Below are 18,872 nucleotides of genomic sequence, written 5' to 3'. Positions count from 1 at the left end.
CTGGATCACAATAACTGCCGGGCGGGACTGGTTATTTTCTGCTCATCAATGCTGGTGCGCGTGGCTGGCCGCTGGCGTCACTTCCAGCACCGGCGCCGGAAATTTCAGCTTCGTATTGGGCACGGCGGGCAGTTCGCTCCACTCCGCGCGGCCCTTGTCACAGCCCTGGATCACCTTGAAATAAAGCGTGCCGGCGGTGTCGGGCAGCTTCACCTGCATGGCGAATTCGTCGTAGTGGGCGTCAAGCAGCGTGCCGCCCTTCCAGCTCACTTCGCGCACCGCTCTGGTGACCGCCACCCCGTGCGACATGACGGCCGCGGCCAGCTTGCCGTCGACGGTGGCGATGCTCCAGCCGGCTTTCGGCATCGGCTTGGCGTCGGCAATGGCTTCGGGTAGCAGCACGGTGATGCCGGTGGTGGCGCTGCCTTCGCAACCATGGCCGACCCGGAACGTCAGTTTTTGATAAGCGCCGGCGGTGGCGGTGGCCGGTTCGAGCTTGATATGGGCAAGCGCCATCGGCGCGACCAGCATCACGGCAAGGAACATACTGGTTTTCATGGTGACTTTCGTTTAATGATGGATGGGTTGCGCGGCTGTTCCCGATACTCCCGCGTACGTGAGCGGCTTGACCGGCGCAATGACGACGATGCTCTCAAGCCTGCCTTTTTTGCGCTCGACGACCAGCGACAGCGGCACCACGTCGCCTTCCTTGAGCTGGCGCTTGAGGCCCGACAGCATCACGTGGTAGCCGCCGGAAGCGAGGTTCACCGTTGCGCCGGCCGGCAGCTCGATAGCGTCGACTTCGCGCATTGTCATACGCTGGCCGTTCATTTCCATCTTGTGCAGTTGAACGGAAGCGGCTAGCGGAGAGTTCACCGCGACCAGGCGGGCATTATTCTCCGAGCGCACTTGCAAATAGGCGCCGCTGGCGGTTTGCTGGAGCACCGTGGCGCGTATCCACGGATTGGTGACGGTGATTTGCGCGGCTGCGGTCGAGGCGAACGCGGTCGACACGATCAGCGTGAAAAACTGCTTTTTCATGGTGGATCCTGAACGGAAAAATATGCCGGTAACGAAGCGCCGTTCACGCGTGGCGGAACGACGGTTTCCCCGGGGCCGGAAGGCCAATCAGGGAGTCAAAGGGTCAGGCGAGGGCGGGAGGTCCGCGCGCAGGAGCGGCCGACAGCGCCAGCAGGGGCTGGGGCGCGCGGTAAAATAGGAAAGGACGCAGGGCGTCGCTTTTCATCAGGCCAAGGCCGGTGATGGTCGATGGCGTCAAGGCGACACTGCCGCCGTGCGGCAGGCAGTAGCCGCAATCGGCCATCAGGATAGTGCTTTTTTCGGTGCTTTTTTCGCTGATTTTTTTGGCCAGCGAGCCGACCGCTACCAGCTCGCCCTGGCCCGGCACGGCCGCCGCTACCGCAGCTCTGCCGTCGGTGCGGCAGATTTCCCACGTGGTGGGAACTCCGGTCAAAGCAGCCATGGCGTGCGAAATCGGCGGCGCGAGCGCGTTTATCAGGACCGCGAAACACGCGATCCAGATCGTCCGCCGCCAATTCGTCGACTTGCTTTGCATGGTATGTATTATAACCTCACCGGCTTGACCGGATCACCGGCGGCATCGCGTCGCGCGCAAGTAATGTGCCTATGCGGCGCCGGACCGGCCTGGTCATTCTGGCGCTCGCCGCCCGGTCAGCGCTCTTCCTTGAACGGCTCGCGCTCGACCAGCACCGTGTCGACGCTGTCGGTCAGCCAGATCTGGCCGTCCTGGATCGTGCACTGCAATTGCATGTTGCGGTTGGCCATTTTCTGCAGCTGGACCGCGGCTTCCGATGGAATGTTAATCACCGACAGGTTCTTCGCCCGCTCGAGCTTGTTGGCGATCCCCTTGAACCAGATGTGGCTGGTGGCGCCGTAGCTGTACACCACCACTTTGGCCGAGCGCCCACAGGCTTTCATCAGGCGCTTCTCGTCCGGCTGGCCGACTTCGAGCCACAACAAGATGGCGCCGGTCAGGTCCTTCTGCCACAGGTCCGGTTCGTCGGTATCGAACAGGCCCTTGGTAAACGCCAGCGATTCGCTGGCGTGAATGGCGAACGCCAGCAGCCGGATCATCATCCGCTCGTCGGTCTCCGACGGATGGCGGGCAAGGGTCAGCAGGTGCTGCTGGTAGTAATTGCGGTCCATGTCCGCGATCTGCAGTTCCGCCTTGTAGATAGTCGCTTTGAGAGCCATTGATGCGTATGCCTGAAGTGAGGTTGTTTGAAGATGTTATGTAAATCAATTGAAGACGACTGTCTTGTCGCCGTTTTGCAAGATGCGGTGTTCGATGAACCACTTGACCGCGCGCGCCAGCACCACGCACTCGACATCGCGGCCGATTGCCGCCAGCGCCTCGGCGTCCATTGCATGGTCGACCCGTTCGACGTCCTGCTCGATGATCGGGCCTTCGTCGAGGTCGCCCGTGACGAAGTGGGCGGTGGCGCCGATCAGCTTGACGCCGCGGTGATGAGCCTGCGCGTACGGCCTGGCGCCCTTGAAGCTGGGCAGGAAGGAATGGTGGATATTGATGGCGCGCCCGGCCATTGCCTCGCACAGGCCGGGCGACAGGATCTGCATGTAGCGCGCCAGCACCACCAGGTCGATCCGGTGGGCCGCCATCAGTTCGAGCACCTTCGCTTCCTGCGCCAGCTTCGCGCCTTCGTCCGCCCCGGCTGCCAGCGGCAGGTGGTGGAACGGAATGTTGTAGCTGGCAGCGAGCTGGTAAAAATCCATGTGGTTCGACACGATTGCCGGAATCTCGATCGCCAGCAAGCCGCTCTTGTAGCGAAACAGCAGGTCGTTGAGGCAATGGCCGATTTTCGACACCATCAGCATCACGCGCGGTTTGGCGCGGGCGTCGTGCAGTTCCCAGCGCATTTGCATCGGCGCGCACAAGGCGTCGATGCCGCTGCGCAGGTCGCTGTCGCTGACTTCGCACTGTTCCAGCGCGAAATGCACGCGCATGAAAAACAGTGTCGAGGCGGCATCGCCGAACTGGGCCGAATCGATGATGTTGCAGCCGTGCTCGGCCAGGAAGCCGGAAACGCGATGCACGATGCCGCGCTGGTCGAGGCAAGACAGGGTCAGGATGTATTCGGGCGTTGTCATGAAAGCCGGGCGGGATAGGTGAACACAGGTGGTCTCGGGTGAGCCCGCTATTGTCTCATGCGCCGGGCAAACCACCAGCATCGACAAAATAGAACGACCGTGCAATTTACGGTATAGTTGGCGCTCCGTTCACTCCGACCAAGGAAGCGCCATGTCCGCCACCACCCTGCTCAACCATCAGTTCCGCCTCGCCGCGCGGCCAAGCGGCCTGCCGAAAAAGACCGATTGGGACCAAACCAGCGAGCCGGTACGCGACATCTTTGAAGGCGAAATCGTCGTCAAGGCGCTGTACCTGTCGATCGACCCGGCCATGCGCGGCTGGATGAACGAAAACAAATCGTACATCCGCCCGGTCGGCATCGGCGAAGTGATGCGCGCCGGCGGCGTTGGCGTGGTGGTGGCGTCGAAGTCACCCCGGTTCACGGTCGGCGATGTCGTCTCCGGCGGCATTGGCGTACAGAATTACTGGGTTGGTGCGGCCGACGACAAGTTTGGCGGCTTCTTCAAGATCGACCCGCGCATGGCGCCGCTGACGACCTGGCTCAACACGCTGGGCATGCCTGGCATGACCGGCTACTTCGGCCTGCTGGAGGTAGGCCAGCCGAAAGCCGGCGAAACGGTGGTGGTGTCGGGCGCGGCCGGGGCGGTCGGCCAGACCGTCGGCCAGGTCGCGAAACACCTGGGCTGCCGCGTGGTCGGCATTGCCGGCGGCGAGGACAAATGCAATTTCGTCGTGGGCGAACTGGGCTTTGACGCCTGCATCGACTACAAAGGCGGCGACGTGCGCGCGGGACTCAAGCAGCACTGCCCGGACGGGGTCGACGTCTACTTCGACAACGTCGGCGGCGACATCCTCGACACCGTGCTCACCCGCATTAACATGAAAGCGCGGATTGTCATCTGCGGCGCCATTTCGCAATACAACAACACCACACCGGTCAAGGGACCGGCCAACTACCTGTCGCTGCTGGTGAACCGCGCGCGGATGGAAGGCATCGTCGTGTTCGATTACGCGCCGCGCTATCCCGAAGGCGTGGCGGCGCTGGCGAAATGGCTCAAGGACGGCAGCTTCAAGAGCCGCGAAGATGTCGTCGACGGCCTCGAACACTTTCCCGACGCGCTGCTGATGCTGTTCGAAGGAAAAAACTTCGGCAAACTGGTATTGAAGATAGCCGACGCCTGACCGCTCAGTTCGAGCATCCCGACTCCTTGCCAATGCGTTTCGCCGATTGGCAGGGAGCACCTCTCCCTGCCCCTCCCCCTGCACATCGCCGGCGCTTGACCGATCCCATCGGCGCTGCAAATTGGCTGAACTCGGCCCCTTAAAAGACGTCTATCTGAAGCCCATTCCTGGGCATTTCCCACCGTTTCAAGGTGGGGTCATGTCGAACCGTTCAGCCGAGGACACCATGCATCTGTTTAGCGACAACACTGCCCTGCGCCCGCATGTCGAATCACAGGTCAACCTTACGCACGCGTTTTACCAACAAGCTGTCGACAGGCTGCGCCTGGTCAGTGAAATGAACCTGAAGCTGGCGCGTCAGGAAATCGAAGGCACGCTCGACGCCAGCCGCGACATCATGGCCTGCAGCGACCCGACACAGATGGCGCAGGCGGCGATGCGCCTGATCCCGCAGGCTGCCGTGCGCCTGCGCACCTACCAGCAATATTTGCTGTCCTTGCTGTCGGCGCTGTCGGCGCCGTCGGGCGACCAGGTTTCGCCGAGTGGCGCCACCAAAGAGCGCTCGCCCGCGGCAAGCGAGGTGGCCGACGAAGTGCTGCAGCATGCGGCCGGCGCAGGCAACGGCAGCGCCAGCGCAGCCGGCGAAACCCATCACTGACAACCGACCGCACAGCCAGGGAGACTTCCATGAAGACGGGCAAACAAAAAAACGGCGCCAGCGCCGATGCACTCGGCCTGCTCAAGGCCGACCACGACAAGGTCAAGGCGCTGTTTCGCGACTTCGCCACCATCAAGGGCGAGGATAGCGAGGACAGCCGCAAGGCCGAACTGGTCGATCAGATCTGCTACGAGCTTACGCTTCACAGCCTGCTCGAAGAAGAAATCTTCTACCCGGCTTTGCGCCGTTCGATCGACGACGACGAGCTGCTCGACGAGGCCGATATCGAGCACGCCGGCGCGCGCGAGCTGATCGGCCAGCTTGAAATCATGACGCCGGGCGACGACCATTACGACGCCACCGTCACCGTACTCGGCGAAGAAGTTGAGCACCACATCGAGAAAGAAGAAGTCGAGCTGTTCGAAGCCGCGCGCAGCGCCGGCATCGATCTCGACGACCTCGGCGAGCAGCTCGCCGCGCGCAGGGACGAACTCGAGGAAGACCTGTCGTCGCCGCCGTCGAGCACCGATGCGATGGAACCGCACGACGGCGCGCGCCGTGCGCCGCGTCCACCGAACTAAGGCGGAACTATTGGCGGCTCCTTGTCTCTAAACTCACGAGCGCATCAATGCGCCACTTGGCGCGGGACCTTCCGTCCCGGCTTCCAGAACCTGAACCCACAAGGAGAACGACATGGCGACAAGCAAGGACAGTGGCGGCAACAAGAGCGCCAGCTCGGGCGGCAACAAAGCCTCTACCGCGGCCGGCACCAAGAACGCTACCTCGGGTGGCAACGCCCAGAAAAGCGGCGCAGCTGCCCCGGCCAAGCGCGGCTTTGCCGCAATGGACCAGAACCAGCAGCGTGAAATTGCCAGCAAGGGAGGCCAAGCCGCCCACCAGAAAGGCACTGCCCACGAGTTCGATTCCGAAGAGGCGAGGCGCGCGGGACAAAAAGGCGGCGAGGCGGTCAGCCGCGACCGCGAACACATGGCCGAGATCGGCCGCAAGGGTGGCGAGAGCCGGCAGTCGGCCAACCGCGCTGCAGCGGCCGGAACGGCTGCGGCCGCCAAGGGTGGCAGCCGTCAGGGCGGCAAGGAAGAGTAAAAGCCTACGGGATAGGTTCGACGCCGGGGCCGTATCGATGTTTACCGTTGCCATTACGGTGACGGCCACGGTTGCGGTTAAGGTTAGCGGCGCCATGCTGTGCGTTGCGCCCACTTGTGTTGCGCCGGGCTGGGAACAACGTTTCCGGCCCGGCTTTTTTTCGCCGGAGCGCCGGTCGCCCATGCGCCGGCCGACTGATGTGATACATTCGCGGGCCTATGATGCCCCTAAAATATCTCAGTGCCTATTCCGACCAGACCCGTGCCCAGGTGGCGCAACTGATCGAGCAGGACAAGCTCGCCGCCTTGCTGCGGCAAAAATATCCGGCCGCCCACGCCATTCGCACCGACAAGGCGCTATACGACTACGTCCAGCAATTAAAAACCGAATTCCTGCGCAACGCCGAGCCGATCAGTAAAATCATCTTCGACAACAAGATCCAGGTCATCCAGCACGCGCTCGGCCTGCACACGTATATCTCGCGCGTCCAGGGCGGCAAGCTCAAGGCCAAGCACGAGATCCGCATCGCTACGGTGTTCAAGAACGTGCCGCTCGAGCTGCTGCGCATGATCACCGTCCACGAACTGGCGCATGTGAAAGAAAAACAGCACGACAAGGCTTTCTACAAGTTGTGCTGCCATATGGAGCCGCAATATCACCAATACGAATTCGACCTGCGCCTGGTGCTGACCCATTCCGACATGTCAGGCGAACGCCTGTGGGGCTAACGCCTTGCTTGTAGCCTTTTCGCAACAATATTTAATTGATAGTAAGCTGCGCGGCGCGAAGCATATCGACAATAAGTTCCACTACGGTTACAGTTCATGGCATTATGCAATCATTGCACCGCACTCCTGTTGAAGCATCCCGAGAAAATAGAACCGCCTTCCACATTTCCTGCTGCGTTAGTGCGCGCTGGCCAGACGCGTCGCCTCCGGCTTGCCTGATGAGAAAGAATTACATGTTTTTCCAGCAATCGGCAAATTGCCCCGTGACAACCACCGTCGCCGTCATTGACGCTAGCGCCATCGCCAGTGCAACCAGTGCCTCCAAGGCCGCCGGCTTGCGCTTGAGCGTCCTCCTGATCGGCCTGGCATGCGCGGCGTTCGCCCACGCCGACGACGGCATGTCGAAACAGGGCTGGTCGTTGCAAGGCTTCGGCAGCGCCGGCGCGGCGTATTCGAACAATACCGATGCCGACTACGTCACGTCGGCGCTCAAGCCCGAAGGCGTCGGCGCCAGCGGCCGCTGGAGCACCGACCTCGACACCCGGCTCGGGGCGCAACTCAATTTTACCGCAAATAACAAATGGTCTGCCGTGCTGCAGGTCGTCAGCGAACAGCACCTCGATCGCGGCTACCGGCCGGCCGTCGAATGGGCCAACATCAAATACCAGGTGAGCCCGGACCTGGCGCTGCGGGTCGGCCGCATCGCGCTGCCGATGTTCCTGGCGGCCGATTACCGCAAGGTCGGCTACGCTTTCCCGTGGGCGCGCACGCCGGTAGAGTTGTATGGAGGCATCCCGCTTACCAGCAGCGATGGCATCGACGCCACCTACCGCTTTAATCGCGGCGCCCTCAAAAACGTCACCCAAGGATTTTACGGCCGCACTCACCAAGCGCTGCCGGAAGGCAGCGGCCTCGAGGCCGAGCGCCTGGCCGGCTTTACCAATACCACCGAATACGGCGCGGCTAGCGTGCGCCTGAGCATGCTCAGCGCCGACGTGTCGATCGACGTCAACGTCCTGCGCAGTTTTTTTGGCCGCTTGCGCCAGTTCGGTCCGCAAGGCGCCGTACTGGCCGACCGCTACGATCTCAATCACAAACGGGTCACTGCGGTGAGCATCGGCGCCAGCTACGATCCGGGCCGCTGGTTCGTCATGGGCGAACTCGGACGCAAGCAGACCCACTCCCTGCTCGGCGACACCACCGCCTTCTACGCCACCGCCGGCTACCGCCTGGGCAACTTCACGCCCTACCTGACCTATGCCCGCGTCAGGGCCGACAGCGCCACTACCGAACCAGGCCTGAACCTGGCGGGCTTTCCGCCCGCCGCGGCCGGTGCCGGCGCCGTCATGAACGGCTACCTCAACGCACTGCTGAAGACTGTGCGGGCGCAACGCACGATCAGCCTTGGCGCGCGCTGGGATTGCATGACCAACATCGCGCTCAAGCTTCAACTCGACCACGTGACCCCGCAGGACGGCTCGCAGGGCAGCTTCGCCCACTTGCGGCCGGGCTTTCGCTCAGGGCGCTCCGTCAACGTCGCGAGCGCAGTGCTCGACTTTGTTTTCTGATGAGGCGAAAATGAATTTTTCCCACCTTCGCCAATTGTTTACGTCATCACTTGCTCTATCACTTGCCCCACTTCTGCTTGCGCTACCGATGCCGGCCGCCGCCGCCGATCTGGTCGTCATCGTCTCTTCCAAAAACCCGGTCGCCGCGCTGCGCACCGAGCAGGTGGCCGATATCTTCCTCGGCCAGGTCGGCCATTTCCCCGACGGCGGCAACGCCATTGCGCTCGACCAGGCCGTCGGCTCGGCGCAGCGCGACGAGTTCTACGTCAAAGTGACGGCCAAGTCGCCGGCGCTGGTCAAGGCGTATTGGAGCAAGATGATTTTCACCGGCCGCGGCCAGCCGCCGCGCGAAGCGCCGAGCAGCACCGCGATCCGCAAGCTGGTGGCCGACAACCCGGCGCTGATCGGCTACATCGACAGGTCGGCGCTCGACTCGTCGGTCAAGCCGGTGCTGATGTTGCACTGACCGGCGCGCATGCAAGCCCAGGCCAAACTGGAGAAAGCGCGGGCCGACGTGCCCGCGCACAGCCGCGCGTCCACTTACGCCATGCTTCGGCGCTGGCTTGGCCGCGGGCGCGAGACGCATATTTCGCTGCCGCTGTTCGCGCTGCTGCTGCTGGCGGCGCTCTGGACGGCTACCAGCCACTTCGTGCGCGTCGAACAAGCCGCCGCCCAAAGCGCCGCGCGCGATTCGGTGCGCGAACTGATCGATACCTATGAAGCGCAACTGGCGCGCAACCTGGGCGGCATCGACCAGACCCTCAAGCTGCTCAAGTACGTGGTCGAACAGAAGAGCGCCGCGGCCGCCCTGCCCGCCCTGAACGAAAAAGGCTTGCTGCCTTCGAGCCTGGTGTTCGTCGTCGCCATCACCGACGATTCCGGCATGGTCGTCGCCAGCAACCCGCCGGCGCCGCCCGCCGATCTTTCCGGCGATAGCTATTTCAAGTTCCACCGCAACAGCAGCAGCGACACTGTGTTTGTCAGCGAAACCCTGCGCGACCCTGGCAAGTCCGAGGCGAACATGCATTTCACGCGCCGCCTCAACGACGCCAAAGGCCGCTTCGCCGGCATCGTCATCGTCGAAGCCGACCCGGCTTACTTTACCAGCGGTTACGAGCGCTCGCGCCAGGGCGAGCGCGGCGTGCTTGGCATGGTCGGCCTGGACGGCGTCGCACGCGCGATGCGCGTTGGCGACAAGGTCAGCTGGGGCCATTCGATCCGGCTGGCGCCGGTCGAGAGCACCGCCGCGCCAAGCGCCAGCCCGTGGGACGGCGTGGCGCGCTTTACCAGCGTGCGCCCGCTGCACGGCTTCCCCCTGAGCGCGCTGGTCGCGCTGGACCGCGACGAGCAAAGCGCCCCATTCGCCAAGCGCCGCCGCACCTACCTGTGGGGCGCGGCCATCGCCAGCGTTTTGCTGCTGCTGATCGTGACGCTGGTATGCGTCTGGTCGTGGCGGCTCGAGCGCACCCAGCGCCGCAGCCGGCGTGCACAAGAGACGTTTGCCGCCGCTTCCGAAGCGAGCCTCGATGCATTTTTCGTCATGCGCAGCGTGCACGACGGCGGCGGCGCGATTGTCGACTTCATCATCGAGGCCACCAACGGCCGCGCCCAGCGCCTGACCGGCCGCAGCCGCCGTGAACTGATCGGCGCCACCGTCCTGACCATGATGCCCAGCTACCGCGACAACGGCATTTTCGACGACATGGTCGAGGTGACTCAGTCCGGCGGCATGCGCGAAACCGAATGGCGCGGCGAGACCGCTCTTACCCGCAACTTGTGGATGCACCGGCAAGTGGTGGCGGTGGAAGGCGGCGTGGTGGCGATCGTGCGCGACATCAGCGAGCGCAAACTGGCCGAGCAGCGCATACGCCACATGGCCCACCACGACGAACTGACCGGCCTGCCCAACCGCAGCCTGATCCGCGACCGCCTCGACCAGGCCATCCTGCACGCGCAGCGCAAGGGCCGCTGCGTGGCGGTCGCCTTCATCGATCTCGACAGCTTCAAGCTGGTCAACGACGGCCTTGGCCACAACGCCGGCGACGAATTACTGAAGGTAGTCGGCGCGCGCATGCAAGACTGCGTGCGCGGCGACGACACGGTCGGCCGTTTCGGCGGCGACGAGTTCGTCATCGTGCTCACCGACCTTGGCGAAGACGCGCTGGCCATCGCGCCGGTGCTCGAGAAGATCTGCCAGACGGTAACCCGGCCGGTGCTGCTCGGAGGCCAGGAAGTGCGGGTATCGTGCAGCATGGGCGTGGTGATGTACCCGCGCGACGGCGAAGACCCGAACACCTTGATGATGAACGCCGACGCCGCCATGTACCGCGCCAAGGACATGGGCAGCAACAACTTCCAGTTCTACACGCGCGAAATGAACGAGAGCGTGGAAGAAAAACTGGTGTTGCTCGAAGGACTGCGCAACGCCGTCGACGAACAGCAATTCCGCCTGCTGTACCAGCCGAAGGTCGACCTGCGCAGCGGACTGATTTTCGGCGTCGAGGCACTGATCCGCTGGCACCACCCGGAGCACGGCATGATCTCGCCGCTGCGTTTCATCGGTCTGGCCGAGGAAAGCGGCCTGATCGTCCCGATCGGCGAATGGGTGCTGCGCACCGCCTGCCGCCAGAACATGGCCTGGCGCGCCGCCGGATTGCCCCCGATCAGCATGTCGGTCAACGTCTCGCCGCGCCAGTTCCAGGAAATGCGCCTGGTCGAACGGGTCGCCCAGGCGTTGGCGGACAGCGCGCTGCCGGCCGGCGCGCTGGAACTGGAAGTGACGGAGAGCCTGATCATGCGCGACCTGGCCCAGTCGGTGGGCAAGATGCGCGAATTGAAGGCGATGGGCGTCTCGCTGTCGATTGACGATTTCGGCACCGGTTATTCGAGCCTGTCGGCGCTCAAGTCCTTCCCGATCAGCACCCTGAAGATCGACAAATCGTTTGTCAGCGAACTGGCCGACAATCCCGACGACCAGGCCATCGCGATGGCGGTCATCTCGCTCGCCCACAAGCTGAACCTGCGCGTCATCGCCGAAGGCGTCGAGACCGAGCAGCAGTGCCGCTTCCTGCGCGAGAACGACTGCGACGAGATGCAGGGCTACCTGTTTAGCCGCCCGCTGCCCCCAGGCGAAGTGGAAGCTTTGCTGCTGGCCCAGGACGCGCGTTGCCATCTTGCCGCTGGCGACACCGAAAAGTTCCATGTCGCTCCGCTCTGAACTCGGGCGCCTGTTCATCGGTTAAGACCGGCAGTTGATGGAGTCAAGCCGTCATGACAGGGTTCTGCAAACGCCGCATTAGGGCTTCGGCGGTCGACTCGACCATCATCAGGCCGGCGTGCTCGGCGCGCACGAAACCTTCGGCGTGCAGGTGGGCCAGGAAGCCGACCAGGCCGTCGTAGAAGCCGCCGACGTTGAGCACGCCCACCGGCTTGGCATGAATGCCGAGCTGGGACCAGGTCAGCATCTCGAACAGTTCTTCCAGCGTGCCCATCCCGCCCGGCATGGCGATGAATCCGTCCGACAGCTCGGCCATCATGGCTTTGCGCTCGTGCATGTCCTTGACGACGAACATGCGCGTCAGGCCCGTGTGGCCGACTTCGCGCTCGACCAGCGCACGCGGAATCACGCCGGTCGCTTCGCCGCCAAGGCGCAGCACCTCGTCGGCGATAACCCCCATCAGGCCGACGTTGCCGCCGCCGTAGACCAGGCCGATGTTGTGCCCCACCAGCACCTGGGCCAGCGCGCGCGCCGCATCGGCGTATGTCGGATCGGCGCCGAACGAGGCACCGCAATAGACGGCGATCGATTTCATTGGCCGCCCTGGCTGGTCCGGCTAGCTTCGCGCGCAGCGGCGTCGATGTCGAGCCATCCGGTGGCGTCCTGCGGCTTGAACGAGCCCGCCTGGCGGTACAGCAGCAGCGCCTCGTCGCTCCTCTTTTTTCCTTCCAGGCCCAGCATCGCATGGGCGTATTCGATGCGCCCGATCGCCGACTCCGGATCGAGGGCGAGTCCTTTCTGGAACGCCGCGTAGCAATCGTTCTTGCGCGCGCCATAAGTGAGGCCGGCGATCAGCGCGCCGACCGTGGCGATGATCTCGGCCTGGTAGGCGCCGAGGGCGATGTAAGCGTCGGCATGCGCCGGCGCCAGCCGGATTGCCTTGTCGAGGCCGGCGCGCACTTTCGGCGCGATCCCTTGCGCCAGCGCCTTGACGATCGAGATGCCTTGCGCGTAGCGGCCCAGCGCGTACGCCTGCCAGTAGTAGCCGGCCGGATTGTCGGGCTGTTCGAGCTGGTGGCGGTCGCAGCGCTCGGCCACTTCATCGAACAGCGCGAATTTCTTCCTCTCGTTCGGCTCGAGGTAATTGGCGTAGATGCAGGTTGCCTTGTGGGCCACCGAATAACCTTCCACGCCGACGTCGAGGCCGAGCCGCGCGGCCCTGGCGAAATGGCCGGCATGGAAGGCGATCCAGGCGTCGACCAGCGCCGGCTTTTTGGGGAAGGGCTCGCAATCGCCAAGGTGCAGCTGCGGCCAGGCCAGTTTCAGTTCTGCCGCGCCGTAGACCCAGGCATCATCGGGTTGGGGGAATGCAGTCCATGCCATGCCGGACTCCTTTCAATTGAGTTTTTTCAGGTATTCCTGCGACAGCTTCTCGAACAGCAGGTGGGTGTCGCCGCGCAGGTAGGGCCCGAGCATCGACAGCACCTGGTAACAGCCGCGCGCAAGCGCATCGGCCATCGCTTTCTGCTCGGTGTAGTTGCGCGGATTGCGCACGTATTCGTACGACAGCCAGTAGGTCGCGACCACCACCATGTTGGTTGCCATCGCGTCGATCTGCGCGTCCGACGCCTCGAGCGACTGCTCACTGCGCAGGTCCAGGCACAACTGCCGCGCAACCTTGATCTTGTGCGCCAGGATCAGCTTGAAGTGCAGTTCGAGCTTGCGGTTGCGCGACAGCAGGTCGCTCAGGTCGCGGTAGAAAAAACGGTAACGCCAGATCAGTTCGAACATCAGGTGGAGGTACAGCCAGACGTCCTCGATGTTGGAGCGGCGCGTGTCGGGCACTGTCAGGATGCGCTCGATCTCGGCTTCGAATATGACGAAAATCGAGTTGACGATGTCGTCCTTGTTGCGGAAATGATAGTACAGGTTGCCGGGCGAAATATTCATTTCGTCGGCGATCACGGTGGTCGTAATGTTGGGCTCGCCAAACTCGTTAAACAGCCGCAAAGACAATTCAAGGATGCGTTCGCGGGTGCGGCGTGGAGCTTTCTGGAGCATGGCTAACGATTCGTATTTTCTCTACCACAAGCATACCACCGAATTCCGCCCAAACGCCGCGCCGAACGGCGAGCGCGGACTCACGGGCTAGTTGCCGGCCCCTGCCGCGGCGCCGCCGTTTTTGCCGTGGTCCTTGCCGATTTTTTTAATGCTTTGCCAGGCGACTCGCGCAGGGCCTGCCCACCGCCGAGCTGCTCGACCATCCGCGCGAGCTGCTCGACCTGCCGGGCCAGCGCCTCGACGTCGCCGCGGCTGGGTACGCCGATGGCGCCGAGCGCGCGCCCTACGCGTTCTTCGAACACCTGCTCGAGCTTGTCCCACGAACCGGCCGCTCCATCGCTGACGCCGTCGGCCACTCTGGTCACGGTGTCGGTCATGCCGGCAACGCGCTCGTCGGACGCCGCGCCGCCGCGCTGCTGCATCTGGGTGCCTTCCTGCACCAGTGCGTGAAAGGCGCGCCCGCCCCCGCCCTCGCCTTCTTTTTGTGCCTTGGCGAACGCGCCGAGGCCGGCCTGCCAGATCTGCTGGGCCGAGATGCGCACCGCGTCGGCGAACCGCCTGTCCTCGTCCTTCGCCTTGGCCTTCAGTTTCTTGACCATGCCGTTCTCCTGTCAATGATCGTGGTGTGCCGAGCCTGCTATTTTAGATGGCAAAACTAGAGATCGGATTCTAATGCGCGGGTTGTAAACCGCCGTCGAACGCCATCAAGGGGTGTGACCGAAGGCGCTCAGCAGGTAGGCCATCAACTCCATGCTGGCGCGGTTGTCTTCGATAATGAGGATGCGTGCCATTACGTCGATGCCTGCGGCTAAAGTGAAGCATCAAGTTTACCTCGACGCTGACGCCATGGTCGACGCCGGACTTAACGCCAACTCAACCCGGTCCGCCCGCCGCCGCAATCTCCTGCATCACGCGCGCCAGCACGCGCCGGTTGCGCCCGAGCGCGACGTGGCCGACGCCGCCGAAGGCGATGTTGCGGGCGCCTTCCAGGAAGCTTGAGGTTTGCGGCGAGACGATGTTGTCGTGGTGGCTGTAGATGGAAGTGATCAGCGCGCGCGTATGACCGTTTTCGCCGGCCGCCAGCTCGCCCAGCCAGGAGTTTTCAAGGCCGTCGCCAGCCCGCATGCGGCGCATTTGAACGGCGTTGCGGCCGACGCCGAAACCGGCGAGGCAGGTGCCGTGGTGCGGCGTGCCGAGCGTGATCACGCGCGCCACCCGCTCCACGCCGTGCGCGCGCAGCCAGGCGCGTGCCACCAGTCCGCCCATGCTGTGGGCCACGATGGTCAGTTTCGGCGCGGCGGCGGCGGCGCACAGCGTTTCGCAGGCGCGCTGCACCGCCGGCACGTAGCCGTCGATGTCACCGGTGACCGGCGCCAGGTCGAGCGTGGCATGGCTGATGCGGGCCGCGTCGAGCAGCGGCGTCAGCGCCGCCCAATAGCCGCAATTGCAGCCATAGCCGTGCAGCAGAAGCACCGGCGGCACCGGCAATGCCGCCGGTGCCGAGGCATACGCCGAGCCAGGATAAATCACCTGGCGCGGCACGGCACGCGGCATGCTCCACGACGACTGCAGCATCGAGGCTGCGAACTCCTCGCCGAACAGGCGCAGGCCGGCGCCGGCGTTGATGCGAAATTCGGCCGGCGTGGCGCTGGCCGAGCGGCTGCTGAGAAAAAAATTATTTGCATTGATCAGCAGGCGCACCAGCAGGACGATACCGGCGCCGAGCACTACCGCGACGGGCGCCGAAAACCCGAACCAGCGCCACGCGCAAGCGGCAATCGCCAGCGCCGCCCCCGCCTGCGCCAGCAACAGCAGGCGCAGCATCCGGCGCGCACTCATGGGCCACCCGTTGGGTGACGGCTTCGGCGGTATGGGCTCCTGACCGCCGGCGCGCGCCGATTGCGCAGATCGCCCACTAGCGCCGGGCGCGCTTCAAGATATGACTGGCGATGCCGCGCAAAATATTCACTTCCTCGGTCTCCAAAGCGGTGCGGGCGAACAGGCGCTTGAGGCGCGGCATCAGTTTTTTCGGATTGTCGGCGTCGAGGAAGTCGATCGCCACCAGCGCCTCTTCGAGGTGGGCGTACATGCCGTCGATTTGCGCCAGGCTGGCCGCGTCGCCATGGAAGCCGATGGTGCTCGGCGCCGCGGCCGTATCGGCCCCGGCCGCGGGATCAAGCGCCACCCGGCATTCGTAAGCCAGCACCTGGGCCGCCTGTGCCAGGTTGAGGGACGAATAAGCCGGATTGGCCGGGATGTTGATGAGCACGTTGCATTGTTCGACGATCTGGTTCGGCAAGCCGAAGCGCTCGTTGCCAAAAATCAGGGCGGTGGTCAGCACGCGCTCGTTGTCGACCCGTCCGTCGAGATGGCCGGGGCCATGACCGGCAATATGGGAAGCAAAAGCGCGCGGCGTCCACACCGGCGGCGAAAATTCGCGCAGCCGGGCCGATACCGCGGCGGCAAAGTTGCAGCCTTCCAGCGCCTGCTTGATATCGGTGACAATGCGCGCGCCGTTAAGCACATCCTGGGCGCCGCTGGCGAAAGCGATTGCCTCGGGGTCTTCCACGGCGTCGGCAAAACGCGGGTTGACCAGCACCAGGTCGGAAAATCCCATCGTCTTGATGGCCCGCGCGACGGCGCCAATGTTGCCGGCGCGGCTAGTTTCGACTAGCACGAAGCGCAGCCGGTTAAAAACAGAAGTGTTGGTTTCGGGCTGGTTCATTTAAAATAGCGCTACCGCGCAGTGCGATCAGGTTGACAAGCGGGCCACAGGCAAGCTAAGTGCAGTCCATGCACAGGCTACCCGGCCCGCGAATTTTAACCATTTCGCCGCTGCCCCGCTCTTTAATTCACTCTTGGTTCTTATCGTTCACGGCGCATGGCAGCGTGGTGGCGTTAGCAATTTTACAACGGAAACTCATCATGCACCCAATGCTTAATACGGCCATCAAGGCTGCCCGCCGCGCCGCCACCGTGATCAACCGCGCCGCTTTCGACGTCGATCGCATTGCGATCACTGAAAAACAACACAACGATTTCGTCACCGACGTCGACCAGGCGGCCGAACAGGCGATCGTGGAAACGCTGCTGAAGGCCTATCCCGGCCATGCGATCCTGGCCGAAGAGTCCGGCGCTTCCGCCAACCTGAACGACGAGAGTGAATTCGCCTGGATCATCGACCCGATCGATGGCACCACCAATTTCATGCACGGCTACCCCAACTACTGCGTCTCGATCGCGCTGCAGCAACGCGGCATCATCACCCAGGCGGTCATCTACGATCCGGTGCGTAACGACCTGTACACCGCATCGAAGGGCGCCGGCGCCTTCCTGAACGAAAAACGCATCCGCGTGACCAAGCACGACCGCCTGACCAACACTTTGCTGGCATCCGGCCACGGCGCCGGCCCGCGCGCCCTCGACGAATACATGCGTATGTACCAGGTCACGTCGGAGCGCTGCCAGGCAGTGCGCAACGGCGGCTCGGCAGCGCTCGACCTGGCCAACGTGGCCGCCGGCCGCCTCGACGGCTTCTACGAAAAAGGCTTGAAGCCATGGGACATCGCCGCCGGTTCGCTGCTGGTGACGGAGGCGGGCGGCATCTGCGGCGAGTTCAGCGGCGAGTCGGCCTACCTGCACAAGGGCGACATCATTGCCGCCAGCCCGAAGGTGTTCGGCCAGATGGTGACGCTATTGGCCGCTTTCGCGTAAAATACGCGATCAGCTTAGTCGCGGGACGCATCCTACCGTCCCCGACTGACCCCGCGAGCGGCTGCGCAAGCCGCGCGGTATGTTTCATTGCAACATCGAGCGGCACCGTATCCAGTGTGTTTGCCGCCTCGATTTCCTAATCGGATTGCCTGCCACTGGCGCCTCAACATTGTGGCGACGGGCCGATCCTCACCATAAAGTTACCATGTCCTTTTCCCAACTCGGCTTGTCCGATGCCATCGTTCGTGCTGTTACCGAACACGGCTACACCATCCCGACACCGATCCAGACCCAGGCGATTCCCGCCGTGCTGGCCGGCGGCGACTTGCTGGCCGGCGCCCAGACCGGCACCGGCAAGACCGCCGGCTTCACTTTGCCGATCCTGAACCGCCTGTCGACCGACAAGATCGGCGTCACGCAGACGAACAAAACCTCAGTGCGCTCGGTGCGCGCCCTGATCCTGACCCCTACCCGCGAACTGGCAGCCCAGGTCGAGGAAAGCGTGCGCGTCTACGGCAAGTACACCAACCTGAACTCGACCGTCATTTTCGGCGGCGTCGGCATCAACCCGCAGATCAAGCAGCTCAAGCATGGCGTCGACATCCTGGTCGCCACGCCGGGTCGTTTGCTCGATCACATGGAACAGCGCACGGTCGACCTGTCGAAGGTCGAGATCCTGATCCTCGACGAAGCCGACCGCATGCTCGACATGGGTTTTATTCGCGACATCAAGAAAGTGCTGGCGGTGCTGCCGCCGAAGCGCCAGAACCTGCTGTTCTCGGCCACGTTCTCGGAAGAGATCAAGGCGCTTGCCGATGGCTTGCTGAACAAGCCGGCGATGATCGAGGTGGCGCGCCGCAATTCGACGGTCGAAGTGATCGCCCAGAAGATCCATCCGGTCGACCGCGACAAGAAGCACCCGATGCTGGCCCACTTGATCAAGACCAACAACTGGACCCAAGTGCTGGTGTTCATGCGTACCAAGCACGGCGCCAACAAGCTCGTCGAGCAGTTGAACGCCGACGGTATCGGCGCGATGGCAATCCACGGCAACAAGAGCCAGTCGGCGCGCACCAAGGCGCTGGCCGAGTTCAAGGACGGCGCACTGCAAGTGCTGGTCGCAACAGACATCGCCGCGCGCGGCATCGACATCGACCAGTTACCGCACGTCGTCAACTACGATTTGCCGAACATTCCGGAAGACTATGTGCACCGGATCGGCCGTACCGGCCGCGCCGGCGCCACCGGCGAAGCGGTGTCACTGGTCTGCGTGGACGAGCATGAGATGTTGAAAGACATCGAAAAGCTCATCAAGCAAACCTTGCCGCGCGAAGTCATTCCCGGTTTCGAGCCGGATCTGAATGCGCGCGCGCAAGCGATCCAGCTGCGCAGCGGCGCGCCAGGCCATGGCGGCCGCGGCGGACGCTCCGGCGGCCAGGTCGTCAAGGTCGGCGGTGGTGCTGGCCGCGCCACGGCCAAGCCGCGCAGC

General features: G+C 63.6%; 21 protein-coding genes. 10 read left to right on the top strand and 11 right to left on the bottom strand.

Features of this window, described 5'->3' with window-relative positions; translation table 11 throughout:
* Nucleotides 1–45: 45 nt before the first annotated feature.
* From CR103_RS04165 to purU, 5 genes are all read right to left on the bottom strand, one after another.
* Entirely contained in the window at nucleotides 46–558 is a 513-nt protein-coding gene (locus CR103_RS04165) for a YcnI family copper-binding membrane protein (RefSeq protein WP_099914757.1), read from the bottom strand.
* A gap of 12 nt (nucleotides 559–570) precedes the next feature.
* Nucleotides 571–1,041 (bottom strand): copper chaperone PCu(A)C, encoded by a 471-nt coding sequence (locus CR103_RS04160; RefSeq protein WP_099914756.1) that lies wholly within the window; start codon nucleotides 1,039–1,041, stop codon nucleotides 571–573.
* Between the two features lie 103 nt (nucleotides 1,042–1,144).
* Nucleotides 1,145–1,576, bottom strand: a complete 432-nt coding sequence (locus tag CR103_RS04155) for a DUF2946 domain-containing protein (protein ID WP_099914755.1) — start codon at nucleotides 1,574–1,576, stop codon at nucleotides 1,145–1,147.
* Between the two features lie 116 nt (nucleotides 1,577–1,692).
* The gene (locus tag CR103_RS04150) at nucleotides 1,693–2,235 is read right to left on the bottom strand and encodes a YaeQ family protein (RefSeq protein ID WP_099914754.1); all 543 of its coding nucleotides are present in this window, start codon (nucleotides 2,233–2,235) and stop codon (nucleotides 1,693–1,695) included.
* A gap of 45 nt (nucleotides 2,236–2,280) precedes the next feature.
* The gene (gene purU / locus CR103_RS04145) at nucleotides 2,281–3,150 is read right to left on the bottom strand and encodes a formyltetrahydrofolate deformylase (protein WP_099914753.1); all 870 of its coding nucleotides are present in this window, start codon (nucleotides 3,148–3,150) and stop codon (nucleotides 2,281–2,283) included.
* Nucleotides 3,151–3,301: 151 nt separating this feature from the next.
* Here purU and CR103_RS04140 point away from each other — a divergent pair, with 151 nt between their 5' ends.
* From CR103_RS04140 to CR103_RS04105, 8 genes are all read left to right on the top strand, one after another.
* The gene (locus tag CR103_RS04140; RefSeq protein WP_099914752.1) at nucleotides 3,302–4,333 is read left to right on the top strand and encodes an NADP-dependent oxidoreductase; all 1,032 of its coding nucleotides are present in this window, start codon (nucleotides 3,302–3,304) and stop codon (nucleotides 4,331–4,333) included.
* A 226-nt stretch (nucleotides 4,334–4,559) separates the two neighbouring features.
* Nucleotides 4,560–4,991 (top strand): hypothetical protein, encoded by a 432-nt coding sequence (locus tag CR103_RS04135; RefSeq protein WP_143752512.1) that lies wholly within the window; start codon nucleotides 4,560–4,562, stop codon nucleotides 4,989–4,991.
* A gap of 29 nt (nucleotides 4,992–5,020) precedes the next feature.
* Nucleotides 5,021–5,572, top strand: coding sequence for a hemerythrin domain-containing protein (locus CR103_RS04130; RefSeq protein ID WP_099914750.1), 552 nt, complete (start codon nucleotides 5,021–5,023; stop codon nucleotides 5,570–5,572).
* Between the two features lie 112 nt (nucleotides 5,573–5,684).
* Complete coding sequence (locus CR103_RS23000) at nucleotides 5,685–6,095, top strand: KGG domain-containing protein (RefSeq protein WP_099914749.1); 411 nt, start codon at nucleotides 5,685–5,687, stop codon at nucleotides 6,093–6,095.
* Between the two features lie 218 nt (nucleotides 6,096–6,313).
* A complete protein-coding gene (locus CR103_RS04120; RefSeq protein WP_099914748.1) occupies nucleotides 6,314–6,823 on the top strand; it encodes a YgjP-like metallopeptidase domain-containing protein in 510 nt (169 codons plus the stop codon).
* A gap of 263 nt (nucleotides 6,824–7,086) precedes the next feature.
* Nucleotides 7,087–8,391: a hypothetical protein gene (locus CR103_RS04115; protein ID WP_143752511.1), complete on the top strand. Its 1,305-nt coding sequence runs from the start codon at nucleotides 7,087–7,089 to the stop codon at nucleotides 8,389–8,391.
* Between the two features lie 88 nt (nucleotides 8,392–8,479).
* The gene (locus CR103_RS04110; RefSeq protein ID WP_099914746.1) at nucleotides 8,480–8,857 is read left to right on the top strand and encodes a type 2 periplasmic-binding domain-containing protein; all 378 of its coding nucleotides are present in this window, start codon (nucleotides 8,480–8,482) and stop codon (nucleotides 8,855–8,857) included.
* Nucleotides 8,858–8,866: 9 nt separating this feature from the next.
* Nucleotides 8,867–11,608, top strand: coding sequence for a bifunctional diguanylate cyclase/phosphodiesterase (locus tag CR103_RS04105; RefSeq protein WP_099914745.1), 2,742 nt, complete (start codon nucleotides 8,867–8,869; stop codon nucleotides 11,606–11,608).
* A 43-nt stretch (nucleotides 11,609–11,651) separates the two neighbouring features.
* Here CR103_RS04105 and CR103_RS04100 read toward each other — a convergent pair whose 3' ends face one another.
* The 6 genes from CR103_RS04100 to CR103_RS04070 form a co-directional block, all read right to left on the bottom strand.
* Nucleotides 11,652–12,203, bottom strand: coding sequence for an LOG family protein (locus CR103_RS04100; RefSeq protein WP_099914744.1), 552 nt, complete (start codon nucleotides 12,201–12,203; stop codon nucleotides 11,652–11,654).
* The gene (locus tag CR103_RS04095; RefSeq protein ID WP_099914743.1) at nucleotides 12,200–12,991 is read right to left on the bottom strand and encodes a tetratricopeptide repeat protein; all 792 of its coding nucleotides are present in this window, start codon (nucleotides 12,989–12,991) and stop codon (nucleotides 12,200–12,202) included. The genes CR103_RS04100 and CR103_RS04095 overlap by 4 nt, the downstream gene beginning before the upstream one ends.
* A gap of 12 nt (nucleotides 12,992–13,003) precedes the next feature.
* Nucleotides 13,004–13,669 (bottom strand): TetR/AcrR family transcriptional regulator, encoded by a 666-nt coding sequence (locus tag CR103_RS04090; RefSeq protein WP_099914742.1) that lies wholly within the window; start codon nucleotides 13,667–13,669, stop codon nucleotides 13,004–13,006.
* 80 nt (nucleotides 13,670–13,749) lie between these two features.
* Nucleotides 13,750–14,268, bottom strand: a complete 519-nt coding sequence (locus CR103_RS04085) for a phasin family protein (RefSeq protein ID WP_099914741.1) — start codon at nucleotides 14,266–14,268, stop codon at nucleotides 13,750–13,752.
* A gap of 274 nt (nucleotides 14,269–14,542) precedes the next feature.
* Nucleotides 14,543–15,508, bottom strand: a complete 966-nt coding sequence (locus CR103_RS04075; protein WP_099914740.1) for an alpha/beta fold hydrolase — start codon at nucleotides 15,506–15,508, stop codon at nucleotides 14,543–14,545.
* A 76-nt stretch (nucleotides 15,509–15,584) separates the two neighbouring features.
* Nucleotides 15,585–16,394 carry an RNA methyltransferase gene (locus CR103_RS04070; RefSeq protein ID WP_099914739.1) on the bottom strand — a complete coding sequence of 270 codons (810 nt, stop codon included), beginning with the start codon at nucleotides 16,392–16,394 and terminating at the stop codon, nucleotides 15,585–15,587.
* Nucleotides 16,395–16,603: 209 nt separating this feature from the next.
* On the opposite strand from CR103_RS04070, the gene CR103_RS04065 reads away from it, so the two are divergent.
* Both CR103_RS04065 and CR103_RS04060 read left to right on the top strand, forming a co-directional pair.
* Nucleotides 16,604–17,383, top strand: coding sequence for an inositol monophosphatase family protein (locus CR103_RS04065; protein WP_099914738.1), 780 nt, complete (start codon nucleotides 16,604–16,606; stop codon nucleotides 17,381–17,383).
* A 205-nt stretch (nucleotides 17,384–17,588) separates the two neighbouring features.
* A partial coding sequence (locus CR103_RS04060; RefSeq protein WP_099914737.1) for a DEAD/DEAH box helicase occupies nucleotides 17,589–18,872 on the top strand: 1,284 nt, incomplete at its 3' end.

This window comes from Massilia psychrophila (genome assembly GCF_002760665.1).
Classification (GTDB): Bacteria; Pseudomonadota; Gammaproteobacteria; order Burkholderiales; family Burkholderiaceae_D; genus JAFCUW01.
Note: the sequence above shows the minus strand (reverse complement) of the source record. Positions and strands in the feature narration are given on the sequence as shown.